This window comes from Microbulbifer hydrolyticus, assembly GCF_009931115.1.
GTDB classification, from domain to species: domain Bacteria; phylum Pseudomonadota; class Gammaproteobacteria; order Pseudomonadales; family Cellvibrionaceae; genus Microbulbifer; species Microbulbifer hydrolyticus.
Genome location: NZ_CP047491.1, coordinates 1,647,973 through 1,665,350 on the forward strand (window position 1 = coordinate 1,647,973; position 17,378 = coordinate 1,665,350).

Here is a 17,378-nt window from a genome sequence, read left to right on the forward strand (position 1 = left end):
ATGCGGCATTAGGTATAACTGCCCGCATGAAACTGTTCGATGGACACTTCTATTGCGGAATAACAAGTGAATAAATGTGAGCCAACGGTACACGATGTTCAGGTCAAGGAAGGCTGCGCGTTGTATAGCCTGCCATATTGTCGGTGTCTCAGCTCTGCTGACACTGCCTCTCGCGCTGGCGGATGAGGCTGAAAGCGAATTTCAGACCATCAGCCCCAGCCGCTTGCAGAACGATACGGACAGTCCGTTCCTCACTGCGCAGCCACTCAATCCTTCGGTCACTGCCAGCTCCAATACATGGAAGCTCGACATTACAGAGGCTGTTCAGAAAGCGGTGGAATGGCACCCGGCGATCGGCGAATCGGTTGGTGCGCTTCACCGGCAGCAGGAAAATATCCGTAGCGCCCGCGCTGGCTACTTTCCACAAGTGAGTGTGGGAGTGATCGGCGGGTACGATAGTGAAACCAATGGCGATGGGGACGGGCATGCAGTACAGCTCTATCTTTCCCAGGTCTTGTACGACTTCGGGAAAATTTCCGGTAGCGTCGATTCCGCAACAGCGAGTGCACGGGCCGCGCAAGCCCTGGTTTTGCAGCAGATTGATGCCATCGCACGCGATACCGCCCAGGCGGCCATTGAAGTGCAGCGTTATCAGGCATTACTCGAATCCGCAGATGCGCAGATCGAGGGAGTATCTGCAATTTCCCGCCTGGTTAAAATCCGCAGTGACCGCGGGGCGAGTACGCGATCTGATGTTTTACAGGCGCAGTCGCGCATGGAATCCGCGCGCGCTGACCGACAGCAATTGCAGGCGCAGCTGAATCGCTGGCGCAGTGTCCTGCAAAACCTGATGGGTGTGCAGCAAAGTGTTGCGCTCGCGATGGGGTTACCTGATCCGGTATTGAACGGTTGTATGGTTGACCCGATGCAGGCGAACTATGCCCCAGCGGTTCTGCTCGCTGAAGCGCAGCGAGCGGAAGCAATGGCACAACTGAAGGAGGCGCGGGCGCAATCCTGGCCGACTTTGTCTCTGGATGGCAGTGTCAACAGCTATCTGGACCAGGAATACGTGGATTCGAATGCGCTGAATGATCACGAAAGCGCTGTTTTCCTGAATCTTTCCATGCCGATTTATCAGGGCGGGCGACTCTCTGCCAACAAAGAGGCAGCGAGCTTTGCCATGCGTTCAGCGGACGCAGCAAAAGACAATGCCCGGCTTTCCGTTGCCCGCGACCTGCGCATTGCCCAGAGCCAGAGTGAGGGGCTGCACCGGAGTGTTTCCATTCTTGAAGCCCGTTTGCGGGCAATTTCTGAAACACGAGACCTGTATCGCAAACAGTACTCCTCTCTGGGAAGTCGAACGCTGATAGAGCTTCTTAACTCCGAAGAAGAGCTGCATCAGGCGCGCATAGAAAAGAACAATACGGTGTACGATCTGCACAAGCTGCAGGTGGACTGCCTCTATACCGTTGGTGAAATCAGAGCTGCATTTGATCTTCAGGGGCGTCCCATTCAGGGGGTTGAGGTGCTGCCGTAGCAACGTTTACGGCAGAGGTTTTCAGGAAGTGCCAGACGCAGGCTAGCGCCAGGAGAGGGATATGGAAGACCCCCGAAGTGAGAAAGCGGAATATACGTCCTGGGTGCATGCCATCCTGACCGTTGCGCAGCACTATCGGCTGGAATTTTCTGAGGAAAATATTCGAATCGCCTCCCGTTGGGGGCAGCAGGAATCGGCCGAAAGTGTTGTGCGGAGTATGGCGCGGCAGGCGGGCCTGGTGGCGAGGTTTACAGAGTTCGACCGGACGATGCTGAGCCCGTGGCGCTTGCCCCTGGTTGTACAGCTGCGGGATGGCCAGGTCGGGGTGATTGAAACCACGGATGGAAAAGGGCACCTCTCGGTGTCGTTTAGTGGTGACCGCGGTGCCCCAACACGTCTCAATGTAGAGTCACTTGTTTCCCATATCATCTCGGTAGTGGTTCTGCGGCCCGCACACAATGTGGCCGATGCGCGGGTTGACGATTATGTAAAGCCGCCGCAAAAACACTGGTTCCGGTCAATTATCCTGAGAGACCTGAAGCCCTACGGGCATGTCATGATTGCCACGACTGTGGCCAATATCCTGGCTCTCGCCGGGATACTCTTTTCCAAGCAGGTATACGACCGGGTAATACCTGCTGAATCCACACCGACCCTCTATGTTCTTTTCAGTGGTGTGCTTGTTGCCGTTCTCTTCGATTTCCTGATGCGAATAAACCGCATACGGGTAACCGATCTCCTCGGGAAGCGTGCGGATATCCGCGTGTCTGACCTCGTATACGGGCACGCGGTACGGCTGCGCAATAGCGCCAAGCCAAAATCAACCGGCGCATTTATTTCCCAGATTCGCGAGTTGGATAGGGTTCGCGAGATGGTGACGTCCACCACCATCCTGGCAATGGCGGATATGCCATTCTTTTTCCTGTTTTTCGCCTTTTTATGGTATGTGGCGGGGCCACTTGCACTAATCCCGCTGGCAGCACTGGTATTACTGATAGTACCGGGGTTGTTGGCGCAGAGAAAGCTGGCGCAGCTAGCGGGTGAGTCCATCCGCGAATCCTCCCTGCGCAATGCGATGCTGGTGGAAACCGTACAGGGCATGGAGGATATCAAGTCCATGCAGGCAGAGCAGAGATTTCAGCAGCAGTGGAATCACTACAATGCGGTAACGGCCGAGTCCAATCTTCGGCTTCGGGGTTTGATCGGGAGGCTGGTTACATGGACACACAATGTCCAGTCCAGTGTATTTGCGTTTATCGTGCTGTTCGGCGCACCGATGGTGATGGCCGGGGATATGACAACCGGCTCGCTTGTGGCCGCATCTATTCTCGGCTCCCGTATGATGGCACCGATGTCTCAGATTACCCAGGTATTGAGCCGTTGGCAGCAGGCCAAATATGCGCTTAAAGGCCTCGACAACATCATGCAGCTCCCGGTGGACCACGCCGAGGGCAGCAAGCGGGTACACCTTTCTTCCATATCCGGCAACTACCAGCTGCGCCAGGCATCGTTCAAGTATGGTGCGGACTGCGAAATTCCAGCACTTTCCGTAGAGAAACTGGAAATACACGCTGGGGAAAAGATTGCGATTCTTGGCCGAAACGGTGCAGGAAAGTCCACTTTGCTGCAGGCTCTGTCTGGAATGCTTGAGCCCGCCTCTGGAGAAGTGATCCTCGATGGCGTAAGCCTTGCACATATTGACCCTGCCGATGTCCGCCGCGATATCGGCTTGCTGACCCAAAATGCGAACCTTTTTCATGGGACCTTGCGTGAGAACGTTACCCTGGGTGCACCCGGGGCAACAGACAAGGAAATCATCGCGGCCCTGGACATGTCTGGCGCACTTGAGTTTATACGCAAACTACCGAAGGGTATGGATCACGTGGTACTGGAAGGTGGTTTGGGACTTTCCGGTGGCCAACGGCAGTCTTTGCTGCTTGCACGGCTGTTTATCCGCAACCCCAGTATTGTACTGCTGGATGAGCCGACCGCATCTCTGGATGACCTGACCGAAAAGCGCTTCATCAGCAAGCTGGAACAGTGGCTGGTTGGACGAACACTCATCATTGCGACCCATCGCACCAGCACTCTGAAACTCGCTGACCGAATTTTGGTAATTGATAGCGGCAAGCTGCTCCTTGATGAGCCGAAGGAGGCTGCGCTGCAGACGCTGTCACGGGGAACCGCGCAGCAGAGCCAGGAGCAAGGTGTGGAAAAGCTGGCGGATAGCGAGCAGGTGAGCTGATGGAAAGAGAAGTTTCTACCACGGATACCCAGGAATCGGCGATCAGCCGACGCCCGGATCAGTCTTCCCAGGCCGCCAATGTAGCCATTCTGGAAGCTGACTTTCACAATGCCGGCGCCCACTACAGCGAAGACTCTGACGATGCTGAGCTTTCCCGCTCTGGTCGGGTAGTCTGGATCTTCTTTCTGTTGCTGGTCAGCCTCGTGACCTGGTCCTACTTCGCTAAGGTCGATGAGGTCTCCAAGGGCGCGGGCAAGGTAATCCCGACCTCGCGTGCCCAGATTGTCCAGTCACTTGAGGGCGGAATCCTGGCGCAATTGAATGTGACGGAAGGGGATATCGTGACGCCCGGCCAGGTGCTCGCACAACTGGACCCGACAAAAGTACGCTCGAATGTACAGGAAAGTGAGGCACGCTACCGTGCGGCTCTGGCAAGCGCCGCGCGGCTCAGTGCCGAAGTTAACGGCACGCCGCTACGCTTCCCGGAAGAATTGACCAAGTATGAGGACCTTATTGCCAAAGAGCGGAGATTGTTCCAGACGCGGCAAAAAAGTCTACGAGATTCCCTGATTAGCCTGGAGGAGTCGCGGGACCTGATTGAAAGCGAGTTGTCGATAACACGCGACCTGGTTAAGTCGGGTGCCGCAAGTAACGTTGAAGTATTGCGACTTAGCCGGCAGAAATCCGAGCTGGATCTGAAAATAAAGGATGTGCGTTCAGAATACATGGTGCGCGCACGGGAAGAGCTGGCCGGTGTCAGTGCGGAGGTTTCAGCACTGACTTCCGTGATAGAAGGACGTGCAGATTCTCTAACCCGGCTTACCCTAAAGTCACCGGTACGTGGAATCGTGAAAGATATCGAAGTTACCACGATCGGTGGTGTGATTCCTCCGAACGGCCGCTTGATGGAGATAGTCCCGCTGGATGACCGGCTCCTTATCGAGGCAAAGATTTCTCCGCGGGACATTGCATTCATTCACCCAGGGCAGGAAGCCAAAGTCAAGATTACCGCATACGACTACTCCGTATACGGAGGACTGGATGGCAAAGTCACCACGATTTCTCCTGACACGATCCAGGACGAAACCCGACCCGGGGAATATTTTTACCATGTGCTCATCCTGACGGAGTCACATGCGCTGATAAATCGTGCGGGCAAGGAGTTTCCGATTGTCCCCGGTATGGTGGCTAGTGTGGACGTTAAAACCGGTTCAAAAACGGTGTTTGATTATCTGGTTAAGCCATTCAATCAGGCTGGGGAGGCGTTGCGAGAGCGCTGATCTGGTCCACTTTGGAGGGATGAAAAGGGGGACATAGAAGGGACGAAGTGAAAAGAGGCGAAGGGATATGCCATGGTTCGACAATGTATAGCGTTCCTGATGCTAATGGCAGGACTCGCAGGTGACACTTTTGCCGATTCCAGTGGAAAAGGCACCACCGTGACACTCGAGGCAGAAATCACGGTAAACAATGATACGGACACACCTATCGAGGGATACGTGCATCGGGTAGCTGTGCCCGTCGAAGGCCATATGCAGCAGAAGCTGTTGGGTATCCGTCACGACGACGTTGCCCGGTTTGAACGAAAGTCGTTCAAACACGAAGCCGGCGACTACGTAGAGCTGGAATGGGATATCCCTGCCAACACCACCTCGACGAAGATCGTGTATTTCGATCTACTGGTCAAATCGTATCAATTTTCACAAGGCGCACGGAATACGGAGCGGGGCCTGCAGGGTGCGCGAGCTAGACAAGCCCCGGATTCGATTTATGTGAAACCCGCGAAGTATATCGAATCGGAGGACGACGAGATCGTCAGGCTGGCTCATCATATCCAGCGCAGTTTTTCTGATCCGGAGGCGCAGCTTCGCGCGGCTTTTCTTACTCCCCAGCAAATGATTCAATACCGTCGTCAGTCCACCCGTGGGGCCCTTTACGCAGTTTCAGCCCGTCAGGGCGACTGTACCGAGTATGCAGCGCTATTTGTCGCGCTTGCCCGCGCCATGGGGTTCCCGGCCCGCATGACATCGGAATTCCTGTTTACCGAGCACCGCGAATTCTCCCAGCCTAATCATCACGCGGCAGAAGTCTACCTGAATGGACGCTGGATACCTGTGGATGCCAACTTGGCACTGGATCCGAAGTTCGGCTACGGATTTGGCTCGGGTGCGCATAGCAAGATTGTCCTGAACCGAAATTCGGTCTGGGTGTGGTCCAATCTTTGGCCTCGCGGGGTAAGTAAGCGTCCAGGTAAGGTTGATGTAGATATGCAATGGACTATCCGCGACGTGCGGAGGAAATAGATATGCCTGAAAAATTGCCAGTAGATCGTGTCATACGGGAGTCGGAAGAAAATGATTACTCTGATTCCAAATTCCTGAATAGCCGGGATGACATCGGTACTCAGTTGCTGTGTGATGCGGCGGCGCGTCAAGGACTTGAGGTCCACTATCACAGGCGCCTGATCTTTGAGGTATTCAATGACAAGCAGCGTGTCGTTTTTCGACAGAATTCACCCGGGAACTCCGCGGTTTATACCTACTGCGCGCGCCAGAAGCAGATTGCCAAGAACATTTTGGCAAGAGGCGGGGTGCCAGTACCGACCGGCGGGATGTTTGAACGCTACGGTAGCGCGTTACGTTATTTCAAGGAAGCGGATACAGCGGTTACCGTAAAGCCGAATGACGGTTCTTCTGGTTCAGGCGTCAGTAGCAGTGTGACCAATGAAACTGAATTCGAAAAGGCATGGGAGTTCGCCAGAAAATATAGCCGCAATATTATCGTTGAGCAGAATATCTATGGTGAAGATATTCGGGTGATCGTGATAGGGGGAAAGGCGGAGGCAGCCTATGTGCGAATTCCTGCTCACGTTGTTGGAGATGGCAAAAGCAGTATTCGGGAACTTGTCGAATATAAAAATTCGTTGAGAATGAAAAATCCCAGTTTGCGTCTGGACTTGATTCGTCGGTTCGATTTACTGGAAAGAAACCAGACTTCCCTCGACTTAGTGCCCGCCGTTGGCGAGAAGGTGCAACTCACCACTGTGGCTAATGCATCTGCGGGTGGCGAGACGGTACAGATCTTTGATTATTTAAGCCAGGATATTCTTGCCGTGGCCGAGAAGGCTGCACTGTGCTTTCCGGGCCTTGTACAGGTCGGTGTTGACCTGATCTATACGGGTACATCTAATCTCGATACGGAAACAATAGCGCCTGCTTACGTGATCGAAGTGAATTCCAATCCCGGAATCTGTGATGCGGTATTTCCCTGCTATGGGAGGGCGATCGATATCCCGGAAAAACTCCTTTCCCATGTATTTGCTTCCGGCACGGTAAACCAGCAGGTTCAGTCTCCCCTGGCAATCGACCTTGCCAGTCCTTATCGATATCAGGAATTCGATCGGGCCTTCCGGCGCGGTATTCACCGGCAGGTAGATTTGATCGTGCAGGCGGCCTACGCCAGGAATCTTGAGCTGGAATCCTTTTCAGACACAGTGTTTACACTCCGTTCTGCTCGGTCGCGATGTATGTTTCACGGCGGTATTCCGGAAGGCGTGCGCATGGTAAGCCGAAAGATTACCCGCAATCGCAGCTGGATGGCGGATATCCTGCCCCGTAGCGATGGCTTTGACCCGAAAACAACGCCAAGCCTCAGGAAGTTTCGGCTGCTGGTCGTGGGGCGGAAGCTGGTCTCGGCTCTGCATATTCAGCCGGGTGAGCCGGGAAAGGGGGCCGTACGCGCGGAAGTGAGTGACCTGGTCAGCCCCAGCGTATTGCCGATCCTGGAAAGGACTCTCTCGGCAATATTTGACCCGCCGCTGGCGGGAATAGAGATACTCGCAGAAGACATCTCCGCGGATATGCAAAGCCAAAATTGGTCAGTTCAGGATGCGGTGTGCAACCCATTTCTGGGCTGGCACCAGTTTCCCGAGCGCGGAGTGGGCAGAGATGTTTCTTCGGCATTGATCCAGGAATTGTTTCCCGATGTGACCGATAGTGAGGTGCCTGTCGAGGGGGTAAGGCTTGTTATTAAAGGCAACGTTCAGGGCGTTGGATTCCGAGGCTGGCTCAAGCTCATGGCAATCCGTCACAGTGTCAGCGGTTGGGTCAAGAACCTGCCCGATGGCTCTGTCGAGGCGGTGCTGGAGGGTAGCCCGGCGGGAATTTCTGCGCTGGAGAAACTGTGTCACAAAGGGCCCGACGCAGCCACGGTAGAGTCTGTCGCCAGGGAGGCGGGCAGTTGCACCGGCCGTCTCGCGTTTACCGCGATGGCGTGAAGGACACTGTAGACACCCGTTGGCGGTGTGACAGTAATTCTTGGTGCGAGTCATTATATGGATATTGAGGTGAATTAATGCATACCGTACGAGCAGCCTTCAGTACCCCGATTTTTATCCGGGACATGGAAGACTCCGAGGCATTCAACGAGCGACTGGCCGGCATCATCCTTGATATGGAAGCCAGTACACCCGGCATGAAACGCTCGAATATCGGCAGCTGGGATTCCAAAAAGGACTTCCTGGAATGGCCGTTTGAGGAGATTCGGACGCTCAAGAAATGGATTGCATCGGGGGTCAAGGAAGTGACTCTGAAAGCGACCAAGAACAAGTTCAACCCGCATACTCAGGATATGCTGGCGCATGCCTGGGCGAATGTTTCCCGGGCGGACAGCTATCGAAAAATTCATAATCACGAAGCATGTACCTGGTCGGGTGTCTACTATGTCAAGTCGGATCTGGTCAAGGAGAGAAGTGTCAGCAGTGGCAATATCGAGTTTCTCGATCCGCGCATGTTGTGCATTTCGGCAGAATTACCCAACAGCAGCTTCGGAAGCCGCGTGCGTGTGGTGCCGAGGGCCGGCCGGCTGGTAATTTTTCCAAACTGGTTACTGCACTATGTCAATCCTGTCGAGGATGACTCTCTGCGTATATGTGTTGCGTTCAACGTAAAGCTGGAAACCAAAACCGTAAGGCGCAGGGCCGGAACCATGCTGCCGATGTTCCGGCAGCAGGAAAATGTGCGGTCCCAGACAGTAGAGAGTGCGGTGGAGCACACGGACGACCAGATCTACGAGCGTATCACGGGGTTAGAGGCTGCGCAGAAGCCGCGTGTCCCGAGTAATTCTGACTGACTGATGGGCTTGGCGTTATGTTGCTGTAATCGTATTGGTTACTGACCGCGTGTGCCGCGAACCGGATACAGCCTTGGTAAAACTCTTCTCTCTGCCGGAATCAGGGTAACCACCTCAGGCGGTTACCCTGTTTTCTGTCAATTTTTTCAGTAGCTTTGGCAATGTGCCAAAATCAGAATCTCTTCTGGAGCCCTTGATCAGAATAAGGTCGTCTTTCTGGGCGGTGACCAGTAAATAGTTGGCCATTTCCTCAATGGACGAAAAGTGGGGGCCGAGGATACGCTCCGGTAGTCGTTTTCGCAGGAAGTGCATCTCTTCCCCATGGGTGACAATCAGATCGACGTCCGCGTCCATCAGTGGTTGCGCGAGACTGCCATGCAAAGATTCAGCTTCATCTCCCAGTTCTACCATCCGGCCCAGAGCGGCGATTCTACGGCCATCGCCAGCGACCGGGGTCTGCTTAAGCACTGAAAAGGCATTCAGCATGGAGCTGACGGTGGCATTCCAACTGTCGTCAATAATCTGAACCTTACCGTGAGGAAAGTGGAGCCGCGTTTGATCCAGGTGTCCCTCATCCAGTTGCAGCTGCTGTAGTGCGACGGCAGCTTCACCGATCGAGCGACCCATTGCATAGATTGCGCACAGCGACGCCACGGCGTTGTGCACCATACCGATACTGGGTGCCGGGATCGAGAGCTTGTGTACCTCACCCGCCACCACAATTTCGACCTGGCTACCCAGGCTGTCACCCTGGACATCCAGGATGCGCACCTCGGCCTGTTCGCTGGTGCCAAAGGTAATCACGCGCTTGGCGTGTTGCCGTGCCTTTTCCAGGATGTAATCAAAATGCTGCAGGTGCTCTCCCACAATCGCCACCGAGCGTCCAATCAGGCCATCGAAAATACGGGATTTCCAGAGTGCTGTATCGCGGGTGCTTTTTACCCGGCTGGTGGTTTGCGAGACCCCGATTTCGGTAATCATCGCGATCGTGGGGTGAATCCGCCGGGTAATGGGGCCCTGTTTCATCCACAGAGCACTCTGCGCCACTTCGATGACCGCGGCGTTATGATCCGCGCTCAGGCTCGCCAGCATGGATGGTGCTCCCACCCGCGAATTGTAATTTCCGAGGCTGGTCAGGACTTTCTCCCTGCCGCCGAGCATACAGCCCAACATTTTCACGGTAGAAGATTTGCCTGCGGTCCCGGTTACCGCAATCACGTCGCCACGATAGCGATATCGTGCGGCAAGCCCCAGTTCGATGATGGCCTGGATGGGATCTGTAACCTGTAATACCGGGAGGTGTTCCGGTAAGCCGGCAACCGGTTGCTGGACAATGACACCGGCCAGGTTGCTGCCTGCGCGACGCACGATTTCCGGCAACTTGTCGTGCAGGTCCCATTGCTTATATTTTTCCGCAGAGCTGCGCTCATGGTAGGCGCGGTCGTCAGATTTATGCGCTACAAACATGGCCGGGGTAAGTGACTGTTGGATAAAGCTCTGCCCGGAAACCACGCTGCGAGTAAACCAGTCTTGCGGCGGCGGCATCAACCAGTGGCCGCCAGTGACTGCGGCAAGCTGTTCTGCGTCCCATGTCTGGCCCGCTACTTCCCTGAAAATACAGGGTGGAAATTCCGTCCTGTATACCGGCGGCTTACGCCCGTCGATGGTGTTGTAGGTTTTTTGGGCGCTAGGCGTTTGAGTGCTCTGCCTATCGGGGGTTGCCGCCTCGCGGCCCTGAATTCTCAGGCTTATAAGTTCGTCGTTAACACGGGTCGGTTCAATATGGGTGGCTGGCCCCTTTAGTCCAACCTCCAGCCGCAGGTCCACGTTGTGCAATTGTCTGCTGGGCGGCGGACGCAGACCGTAATAGTCCCGGTAGATGATGCCTGTTTTCCAGCGGCTGGTAGGGAGTTGCCAATCGCAGGGATCATGATCCATGGACTTGCCCCAGTAGGGCATGGGTGTCTGTTCAACCGGTACGGCACGAATATCCAGCCGCAGGTTTTCAGTGACCGGAGTCGTGAGTGTCCAGAAGGTTTCCACGAAAATCAGTCGGCGCTGCTCGATAATTTGTGGTGTGCTGCGTACTCCTAACAGTCGCAGTGGCCCGATGTCCGTTGGGGTAATCCGGGCCTCGGGCGGTACTTCCGGTACTACCCAGTTGGGGGACGGCGGCCGTTGGACCTGGTCGAGCAGGGGCAGGTTGTACCGGGTCTTTTGACTCTTCGACAGGGCCAGGTGTGGGCGGTCCGGGGGTGCCAGCTGGTATTGTGCACTGCCATCTTGTAGCAGCACCATCTGCGTCCCGAGCCTGTTGCACTTATCCAGATACCGCTCGGTAACCGCACGCCCTTTGCGGCCACTCAGCTGGCGACTAAACCCGAAGCCACTGCCAACCGGGAAGAACCGGATCGATTCCACCCCGCGATGACTCAGGAAAAGCTGGAATATACCGCTGTCTTTCAGACTGCGACGTACAGAGTCAAATAGCAGGTCTCCCGCATCGTGGATGATGGGCCGGTCGCGGTAGATCTCGATTCCCTGGAGCAGGTGTGCGCTGGTGCCCAGTACCGCATCGGCGCCGGCGTCGATGATAGCGTGCCCAATAGTGATCTCTGCCTGTGAGGGCTCTTCCTCCAGGTTTGCACCCCAGTGCACGGCGACCATCACCACCGGGGCATGCCTGCGCGCGGCTTCGATACGAGGCTTTAGCAGCGCCGCCCAGGCCTGTGGATCGCGTAGTGGCAGGTAGGCGCATCCCGGCTGGCGGGCTCCCGCGGCAAACTGTTTCTGGGTGGCGTCGAGGGAGAAAATCGCTACGTTCAGATCGCCTGCCGGCCGGATCACCGGGGTTAGCGCGGCCGTCAGGTTGGCACCGGATCCGGTGTGCCCAATCCCCAGTCCGTCCAGCCAGAATCCCTGTTCCAGTAGTGCCTGGTTGCCATAGTCGCCACTGTGGTTGTTGGCCGTGGTGACCACATCGATACCGGCATGGCACAGGAGCTTGAGCATTTCCGGGCGCGCGCGATAGTAGTAAGGTGACCTTTCCCCTTTATCCACGCCCTGTTCACCGGTGGTGGCAACCACGCATTCGAGATTGATCACACTCAGGTCCGCCTGGCTGAGCGCCGGAATCCGACCGAGCACTTCCTTCTCGCCAAGCTCCTCCAGCCGATAATGTTGGCGGCGGGCAAGGTTTACGTCGCCGCCCCAGGCGAGGACGGGCAATTGATTCTCTTCTGGTATGGGCAATGCGGCATTGGCATTCGCTGGAGTAAATTCGACCGGGCATCCTCCCTGCAGAAGGTATTTCCGGAAAGCCACGAACCCGGACAGGTAGTGCTCGACGTCATCAATACGAACCCGAAATGCGTGATGACGGATATAAAAGCTGCCGGTGATTTTCCCCGGGTTTTTAAAGAACATCGCGTATTCTGGCCAGAAATATCCGTTCAGAAGATACATTGCGCGGGTGTGCAGCGCGCGATAGAACTTGCGCAGATCCATTTGCTGCAGCAAATAGGTGAATTCTTTCTCCTGGCGCAGGCGAGTGACCATGCGCTCTGCCGCCATCATCAGCTCCAGCAACGTGGGGAAGGTGGTGATGCGCTCGATAATAAAGTCCAGATGCCCGACCACATTCTGGATGCCGAATTGATAGTAGCGGGCTTCCGGCCGATACAGGGTAAGTTCGTTGACGCAGTAACTGAGCCAGTGGTCGTGAGCCTGCCAATGATCGTTGGCAATAAAAAATTCAAATGCTTTTTCAACAATATCGAGCCAGCGAGAATCTTTTGTGAGACCGTACAATCGCATCAGGCCAAAGGCCGCTTCGCCATCGTAATAGATGATGCGGAATTCTTCCTTGACGGAAAGGTCCGGATAATTCAGGACGTGCACAAACTTCCCGCTCGCGGGGTCCTGCATAAACTGGATACCGAGTGCCAGTTGATCCATTAATCCGTGGTGATCCTCGCTGCCGGTCAGTTCGGCATATTTCACCAGTGCAAGCAGGCACACGGCGTTGCCGCCGAGCTTGATCTCACCGTTGGCTTCCACCAGAAACGCCGCCTGCTCGCCGCTGGGAAGCGTAGCTTGCCTGATCAATTTGGTGGTCAGGTAGTGGAGCGCGCGGTCGATCGATTGCTTGACTCGATCATCACCGGTGACTTCCCAGCCCTCGGTCATGGCATAGGTAGAGCTGGCGTGGCGAAGTGTGTTGTAGGTGCCGATGGCACGGTCGAAGCAACAGTGCCAGCCATATTCAAAGCGCCCGCTGTTGTGTACTTGGCTGGCGAGGTAGCGGCTGCTGGTGTTAATCACGTTGTAGCTGGTCGGCTCATCCAGCTCGTCGATTACACGTCGACCGGCATTGCGCCCCGGTCCGTAGAGCAGTTGCGGTGGTGTATTGCTGTCGACAAAGAGTCCCTCGGTACTGAGCAAGGTGACCTCGGTCTGGTCTTCAAAGTCGAGTGGTGTGCTTTTTCCAAAGCGCAGTGCGGTGTAGTTGCGGAATTTTTCCCGGTTGACCACCACATGGGCAATTTTATTGCCGCCGTAGAGCATGGCGTTGCCATTCAGTTCCTGCTCAAGAAAGGCCGTTTTCCACTCGCGGTCCAGCGCCAGGCCATGGCGAAAGTAGCCCCGTTTGGTCACCCGGAAGCGTTCCCGAAGGGTCTTCCAGTCCAGACGCTCGCTGTCGGTTACCCAATCGATACGCAGCCAGCGGGCATCCAGCTTCGCGCTCTTGAGCAGTTTGCGTACCTGGGAGGCCAGCTTCAGCCACAGCGCATTCAGGTCTTCGGAGCGGCCATGGCAGACTCGGGCCCGCTGCTTGCCATCACTCACAGAAAAAAACAGGGTGTAAGGCGGCGGAAGCTCGGCCAGTTCCCGCTCAACGGCTGGACGCGCGCGCAGAAGGAGGTCGGAGAGGGTATTGGATTTAGCCATGGCGCAGAATCTTTCCTGAAACTCGTTATCGTTCGAGGCAGGGAAGGCTGCAGTTAGGGCACAACAAGTGTGTTGCCGGTATCCGGTGGCAGGTGGACTGGGAGCACTTCCCTGGCAACGCAATCCGTAACCCAGAGTATAGTTATGCGACCAGCGAGCGCCGGGAATGAGGCGACAGAAAACCGGCTATTGCGGAGTGAGCCGAAGGCGGCGCCGAGTGTTCGGGCGGCCCAGGGGCCGCCCGTCAGGCGTGGGAGGATTACAGTTCGGCGGCGAGGCGTGAACCCTGATCGATGGCCCGTTTGGCATCCAGTTCCGCCGCTTCGAAAGCGCCACCGATCAGGTGGCTGGACTGGCCGCGAGCCTGCAGTTCTTCGTGCAGTTCACGCAGCGGCTCCTGCCCGGCGCAGACAATGATGTTGTCCACTTCCAGCAGCCTTGCTTCGTCGCCTACGCGGATATGCAGGCCGCGATCGTCGACTTTCTCGTAGCTGACACCTGCCAGATTCTGCACCTGACGGTGCTTGAGACTGGTGCGGTGAATCCAGCCGGTGGTCTTGCCGAGACCGGCACCCACCTTGGAGGTTTTCCGCTGTAGCAGGAATATTTCCCGCGGGCTGGTCACCGGTTCCTGCGGTTTCAGCCCGGCGCGGTGTTCGAGCTGGATATCCACACCCCATTCATCGAAGAATTCCTGCTTGTTACTGGCAATCAGCTCCTTGGCGTGGTCTTCGCTGTGCGTTAGGTATTCGGCTACATCGAAGCCGATGCCGCCAGCCCCGATAATCGCGACGCGTTTGCCAACTGGCTTTTTCGCCTTCAACACATCCAGGTAGCTGAGTACCTTGGGATGCGCGATACCTTCGATGGGGGGGGTGCGCGGTGCGATACCCGTAGCGATCAACACCTCATCGAAGCCCGCCAGGCTGTCTGCCGTAGCGCGCGTATTCAGTCGCACCTGAACACCGGTAAGCTCGAGCTTGCGCTTGAAGTAACGCAGGGTCTCTTCAAATTCCGCTTTGCCGGGGATCTGTTTGGCGATATTGAACTGGCCGCCCACCTTGTCGTCTGCTTCAAACAGGGTGACCTGATGCCCGCGTTCTGCGGCGACGGTTGCCGCCGCGAGACCGGCAGGACCGGCCCCGACAACGGCGATTTTCTTCGCGCTGCTGGTCGGCAGATAGTTCAATTCGGTTTCGTGGCAGGCGCGCGGGTTTACCAGGCAGGAAGTAAGCTTTAGCTCGAAGGTGTGGTCCAGACAGGCCTGGTTGCAGCCGATGCAGGTATTGATTTCATCCGCGCGGTTTTCTGCCGCCTTGTTGACGAACTCCGCATCCGCGAGGAAGGGCCGCGCCATGGAGATCATGTCGGCATCGCCATTGGCGAGTACGTCTTCGCCTACCTGTGGCATGTTGATACGGTTGCTGGTGACCACGGGTACGGTCAGATGCTTTTTCACCTTGGCGGTGATCCCGCTGAACGCCGCACGCGGTACGCTGGTGGCGATGGTGGGGACGCGCGCTTCGTGCCAGCCGATACCGGTATTGATGATGTTGGCGCCGGCCTTCTCAATGGCCTGGCCAAGTTGTACCACTTCGTCAAAGTCACTGCCGCCCTCTACCAGGTCCAGCATGGACAGTCGGTAGATGATGATGAAATCCTCGCCCACCGCCGCGCGGATACGGCGCACGATTTCAATGGGGAGGCGGGTGCGGTTGTCGAAGCTTCCGCCCCAACGGTCCTGCCGGTGGTTGGTGCGGGCGACGATAAACTGATTGATGAAGTAGCCTTCAGAGCCCATCACTTCCACGCCATCGTAACCGGCTTCGCGGGCGAGGGTGGCACAGCGGACATAGTCTTCGATCTGTTGTTCGACCTCTTCGTCACTCAGCTCCTTGGGTGTGAAGGGGTTGATGGGCGCCTGAACCGCCGAGGGGGCGACCAGATCTGGATTGTAGGCGTAGCGGCCGGCGTGGAGGATCTGCATGCAGATTTTTCCACCTTCACGATGTACGGCGTCGGTGATGGTGCGGTGTTCGATGGCTTCTTCAGCGGTGGTCATCTTGGATGACCCCTGAAACACGCCCCCCTCTTCATTGGGTGCGATACCGCCGGTGACAATCAGGCCGACACCACCGCGGGCGCGCTCTCCATAAAACGCGGCGAGGCGATCAAAACCGCCCGGATGCTCTTCCAGGTTGGTGTGCATGGAGCCCATCAGGACACGGTTCTTCAGAGTGGTGAACCCGAGGTCCAGTGGTGCGAGCAGGTGCGGGTAGGCGTGGGTCATGGTAATCGTTCTCTTTCTGTCTACGGCGGGCCTGATAATGAATCTTATATGCAAAAAGTTGCATAGTATGATCCAAGAATAGCAAGCCGTGGGAAACAGGGGCAGTGACCAATTCGATCGAATCCTCTGACCCGTAGCGCTGTTTCATGCTAGCCGAACAGTGAAATGATCTGTTCCCGCAGCCATTTGTGCGCCCCATCCTCGTCCTGACTGCGGTGCCACAACAGGTGCCAGTCCATTTGCGGGATCTGGAAGGGCAGCTCGAAGCAGCGCGCGGGGTACTGGCGGGCAAGGCTGACCGGGACCGTGAGCGCTAGGTCGGTTTTCAGGACCACCAATGGTGCCACCCGGTAATGTTGTACCCGCAGACGGATCTTGCGCCGCCGACCCAACTTGTTAAGCGCGATATCGGCAAGCCCGGGGCCGCTGCGGCGGCTGGACACGTGGATATGTTCCAGTTCCAGGTACTGGTCCAGGGTAAGGCTGGGTTCGCCGGCCAGTGGGTGATCCGGTCGCACCATGCACTGGTAGCGGTCCGCCACCAGGCGTTGCTGGTTCAATTGGGTCGCGGACACCATGGGCACGTCGAGTGCGAAGTCCAGGCTGTTTGCGGCCAGCTCCTTGGCGAGCTGGTCCCGCGGCACGTAGAAGGATTCCACACTGATCCCCGGCGCCACTTGCTGCAGGTGTTCGAGCAACTGCGGTAGCACCAGGGTCTCCGCCATGTCGTTCATGGACACGCGCAGGGTCTTCTGCGCACTGGCCGGTTCAAACCGGTGATGTTCGGTCACGCTGCTCCCCAACAGGGTCAGCGCCTGCTGCACCCGGGGCATGATGTTTTCTGTCAGTGGGGTAGGGCTCATGCCGCTGGGAGTGCGGATGAACAGCTGGTCATCCAGCGCCCGGCGTAGCCTCGCAAGCGCATTGCTCACCGCCGGCTGGGTGATATGTAGCCGTTCTGCCGCGCGCGTCAGGTTGCGTGTGGCATAAATCGCATCCAGTACCGGAAACAGGTTCATATCGATCTGTTGCAGTTGTACCGCCATTTTTCCTCACTCTTGTCGCGCCCCTGTCGCCAGGGCTCGTCGAATGCCATTCCGACTTTTATTCTGAGTCCATCATCACCGCTGTGAATGATGGAATATTTACATAATAAACTTTGATGATCCAAATGGAATCGCTAGCTTTATCTCCCAGCGGGCCCCGGGATGGAATAACCCGGGACG

General features: G+C 56.4%; 9 protein-coding genes. 6 read left to right on the forward strand and 3 right to left on the reverse strand.

From position 1 onward, the window contains the following. Window positions 1-94: 94 nt before the first annotated feature. The 6 genes from GTQ55_RS06985 to GTQ55_RS07010 all read left to right on the forward strand — a co-directional run bounded on the left by GTQ55_RS06985 (window position 95) and on the right by GTQ55_RS07010 (window position 8,912). Complete coding sequence (locus GTQ55_RS06985) at window positions 95-1,537, forward strand: TolC family outer membrane protein (protein ID WP_161858083.1); 1,443 nt, start codon at window positions 95-97, stop codon at window positions 1,535-1,537. Window positions 1,538-1,598: 61 nt separating this feature from the next. Next, window positions 1,599-3,782: a type I secretion system permease/ATPase gene (locus tag GTQ55_RS06990; protein ID WP_161858084.1), complete on the forward strand. Its 2,184-nt coding sequence runs from the start codon at window positions 1,599-1,601 to the stop codon at window positions 3,780-3,782. Further along, window positions 3,782-5,062 carry a beta-barrel domain-containing protein gene (locus tag GTQ55_RS06995; RefSeq protein WP_161858085.1) on the forward strand — a complete coding sequence of 427 codons (1,281 nt, stop codon included), beginning with the start codon at window positions 3,782-3,784 and terminating at the stop codon, window positions 5,060-5,062. Before GTQ55_RS06990 ends, GTQ55_RS06995 begins: the two co-directional genes overlap by 1 nt. Before the next feature lie 72 nt (window positions 5,063-5,134). Then, a complete protein-coding gene (locus GTQ55_RS07000; protein WP_161858086.1) occupies window positions 5,135-6,085 on the forward strand; it encodes a transglutaminase-like domain-containing protein in 951 nt (316 codons plus the stop codon). A 2-nt stretch (window positions 6,086-6,087) separates the two neighbouring features. Beyond that, window positions 6,088-8,058 (forward strand): acylphosphatase, encoded by a 1,971-nt coding sequence (locus GTQ55_RS07005; RefSeq protein WP_161858087.1) that lies wholly within the window; start codon window positions 6,088-6,090, stop codon window positions 8,056-8,058. Window positions 8,059-8,135: 77 nt separating this feature from the next. Then, a complete protein-coding gene (locus GTQ55_RS07010) occupies window positions 8,136-8,912 on the forward strand; it encodes a TIGR02466 family protein (protein ID WP_161858088.1) in 777 nt (258 codons plus the stop codon). A gap of 114 nt (window positions 8,913-9,026) precedes the next feature. Here GTQ55_RS07010 and GTQ55_RS07015 read toward each other — a convergent pair whose 3' ends face one another. The 3 genes from GTQ55_RS07015 to GTQ55_RS07025 form a co-directional block, all read right to left on the reverse strand. Continuing rightward, on the reverse strand, window positions 9,027-13,862 hold the full coding sequence (locus tag GTQ55_RS07015; protein WP_161858089.1) for a CapA family protein: 4,836 nt from the start codon (window positions 13,860-13,862) through the stop codon (window positions 9,027-9,029). 259 nt (window positions 13,863-14,121) lie between these two features. After that, on the reverse strand, window positions 14,122-16,152 hold the full coding sequence (locus tag GTQ55_RS07020; protein ID WP_161858090.1) for an NADPH-dependent 2,4-dienoyl-CoA reductase: 2,031 nt from the start codon (window positions 16,150-16,152) through the stop codon (window positions 14,122-14,124). Between the two features lie 149 nt (window positions 16,153-16,301). Further along, window positions 16,302-17,198: a LysR family transcriptional regulator gene (locus GTQ55_RS07025; RefSeq protein WP_161858091.1), complete on the reverse strand. Its 897-nt coding sequence runs from the start codon at window positions 17,196-17,198 to the stop codon at window positions 16,302-16,304. Window positions 17,199-17,378: the final 180 nt, after the last annotated feature.